Annotated in this window: 3 protein-coding genes; all 3 read left to right on the top strand. The window is 35.2% G+C overall.

Annotated features, from left to right (window positions below; genetic code table 11):
* The first annotated feature begins 56 nt into the window (after window positions 1–56).
* Window positions 57–716, top strand: a complete 660-nt coding sequence (locus tag WBA23_RS23900; RefSeq protein ID WP_424584792.1) for a class I SAM-dependent methyltransferase — start codon at window positions 57–59, stop codon at window positions 714–716.
* A gap of 486 nt (window positions 717–1,202) precedes the next feature.
* Window positions 1,203–2,456 carry an aspartyl protease family protein gene (locus tag WBA23_RS23895; protein WP_424584791.1) on the top strand — a complete coding sequence of 418 codons (1,254 nt, stop codon included), beginning with the start codon at window positions 1,203–1,205 and terminating at the stop codon, window positions 2,454–2,456.
* Window positions 2,457–2,660: 204 nt separating this feature from the next.
* The coding region (locus tag WBA23_RS23890) for a hypothetical protein (protein ID WP_424584790.1) at window positions 2,661–3,097 on the top strand (437 nt) is incomplete at its 3' end.

The following is a 3,097-nucleotide window of genomic DNA, read 5'->3' as shown; positions in this document are numbered from 1 at the left end:
AGCATAGCGAATTACAATGATTGTTTACCATTCGCGTTAGTACCATGCTAACTAATATGAAAAATCCGGTTAAAGCATTCTCTATTCTCTTCATACTATCGGCTTGTGTGCCTTACGCCAAAGGCCCCGTGCTTAGCATAGAAGAAGCTCAGAATACCTTCCGGCCTATTGTTGAGTTTATGGACGTAGAACCCGGAATGGCAGTAGCTGATGTAGGAGCTGGCTCTGGGGCACTCACGGTAATTATGGCTACCCAGTTAGATAGCTGTGCAGTGTATATTCAGGATATTGACCGTAAAACGCTACAGCAAGGGAATGTCAACAAAATGATTACGCATTACTCTGGGCAGCTTGGCTATGATCTGGGGGAGCGAAATCAGTTTCATTTAGTCTACGGCACTCCCGATCAGCCTAATTTACCGAACGAATCCATCGACGTTATGTATTCTAATGCTACTATTCATGTCTTTGATAAGCCAGATGCGATGCTGCAAGATTTACGTAAGAAGCTCAAACCAACTGGAAATATTTTTATTCGAGATGGCTTCAAAGGAGAAAATGGCAAAGGTGAGTTTTGCTCATCAAAGAAATGCGCCAAACGACTACTTAGTATTGACGAGTTTCTGGTCATGATGGAACAAAACGGCTACCGCCTAATCAAACAATCGCCCAACGTGGACGGCTACCCACTGTTTGGCTTTAAGCTGAGCGATTGAGCACTCTATTGACCGTTCTTCTTCGACATTGCTAAACCCAAAATGGCAACTTGTGCAAAACTCTTAACTGATCTACAATTGCTGAAATAAACGCGAATCAGCATTCCTTTGACTTCATTTTCTAGATTTCCAACTATTGGATGCATACTATTTATCCTAATTATCAACTGCTGATACATAAGCGTTTCAGTTATAAGGCACCTATTTTCTATGATTCTTAGTATCCGGTAGCGATATGTCCTAATTTCATAGGTGACGCGGTTAGTAGAAGAAGTTGCTAGTATTCGTAAGCCTTATACTGTAATGGTAAAAAATTGGCATAACCTTTCCGTTTAGCTTTACTTTGACGCAGCAAACAACATTGGGATAGCCTTCTCTCACTTTTATTTTTATATTTGGTATAGCGGCTATACACCCTATAGTAAGTGTGCAATGGCTACTATAGCGGCTATACACTAGTTAAGCATAATTAAAATAAAACAGATAATGAAAAATTTAAGAATTTTAATTCCACTATTATTTATTACCCAAGTAACTTTAGCTCAAGACATTAATAAATGTAGAAAAATCGTAGAACTTACAATTGAATCAATTAATATCAGTTCATCCGAAGGTCTAAACAATTACTTAGCGGATGATTTTACAATAGCTGGCCAAAATGGGGAATTAGCAAAAATGGTTCTTAATCAGCTTTTTTCTCAGTTGGGAGAAAGTGTGAATTCTCAAAAAGAAATTAGACAAAATAGAACAGATAAAGAACTCGAATTGGTTTACAATATTGATTATAAGGCAATGGGTACGAAAGAGGCAGTATTTATTTTTAATGAGAATAATCTGCTAAAAGATTTGACTTTATTTAAGATGGAAGTTAAGACGATGAAAAACGAAACCAATATAGAAAAAAGTAACCAAGATGTTATCGAAATTCCTTTTACTATGGCTGGCAATTTAATTGCAGTAAAGGTCATTTTTAATGGGGGATATAGGACGTTTATTTTAGATAGTGGATCACCCAAAGTAATATTGAATTCGAAGTATATTTCTGAAAGAGATACTACAAAAAAAACAATTTCCTCTTCTGAGGGTGTTAGTGGGAATATTTCAGGTATGGACATTATGAAAGTAGAAGAATTGGACTTTAGTGGAATTAAACTAAATAATCAGGATGTAATTACTTTGGATTTGTCTCATTTGGAAGAATCGTTAGAAACTGATTTGTACGGACTTATAGGTTATGAACTAATTAAAGATTATGATATAATTTTTGATTACAAAAAACTCAAACTTACTCTTATCAATCCAGCGACTTTTGAGAAGTATAGAAGAGAGAACCTAACAGATGCTACTTTACAGAAGATTCCGTTTGAGTTGGAAGGTCATATCCCAATAGTAAAATCGCAAATTGGCAACTTAACTCTAACATATGGTATTGATTGTGGTGCCGAATCAAATCTGATTAGTGATAAGTTATTTGAAACAATAAAAAAACACACAAGACAAATTAAAATAGATACTTTAATAGGTGCAGAGAACCAACCCAAAGAAGTAAACAAAGGGAAGATTAAAAAGACCAAAATAGGTACTAAGTCTTTTAAGAACTTGTCAACCCTTTTTAGTGACATATCGCACCTAAATAAAGGTTATAAAATTGACATTGATGGTTTAATTGGATATGAAGTATTGCATAAGCAAAAGACATTAATTTCTTATGTCAGGAAAGAAATGATTTTTATTGAATAAGTAAAACTATGCTTAACATTGTATATGCGATAATTACTTCCTATCGTCAGCAACTACGCATATACTAAACGTTAGCGGTTAGCAAAAATGACAGAAGAATTCAAAATAGCGATAGAAGAACTTTATAATAGGTTCGCAAAATACCCGTTCAAATCCACAATTGAAGGATGTCCTTGCTGTGTATCTAATAGTGATAAGTCGACTTTGCATTCTAAACAATTAAGAGATTTAGAAGACGATGATGTTTCGAGATATGCTTTCAAGGCGATGACAACATGGGGTGACGTTAACGACTTCAAACATTACTTACCCCGAATTTTTGAACTTGCTGCAACGCGAAAACTGATAGTCGACACTTTTGTGATTTTAGGTAAGCTTGATTACAGAAATTGGAAAGAATGGGAAACTGATGAACAAGATTCAATTTTGAAATTTCTGAAAGCCTGGTGGAAACATGACATTAATAATGCATCATACTTTGACTTGGAAGTCTTAATTGAACTCAATAAGCGGATACAAGACTTGCCAACGATGTTAAGTGATTGGAACGTAAGTGTCGATTCGAAAGGCTTCAATAATTATGTCGACTTTGTTGAAAGTTACTATCCCGAATTAAAGGGGAAAAATAAATCATTCAAGGG

This window comes from Tunicatimonas sp. (genome assembly GCF_049647865.1).
In the GTDB taxonomy this organism is placed as follows: domain Bacteria; phylum Bacteroidota; class Bacteroidia; order Cytophagales; family Cyclobacteriaceae; genus Tunicatimonas.
This window is presented reverse-complemented; position numbering and strand designations above follow the sequence as displayed.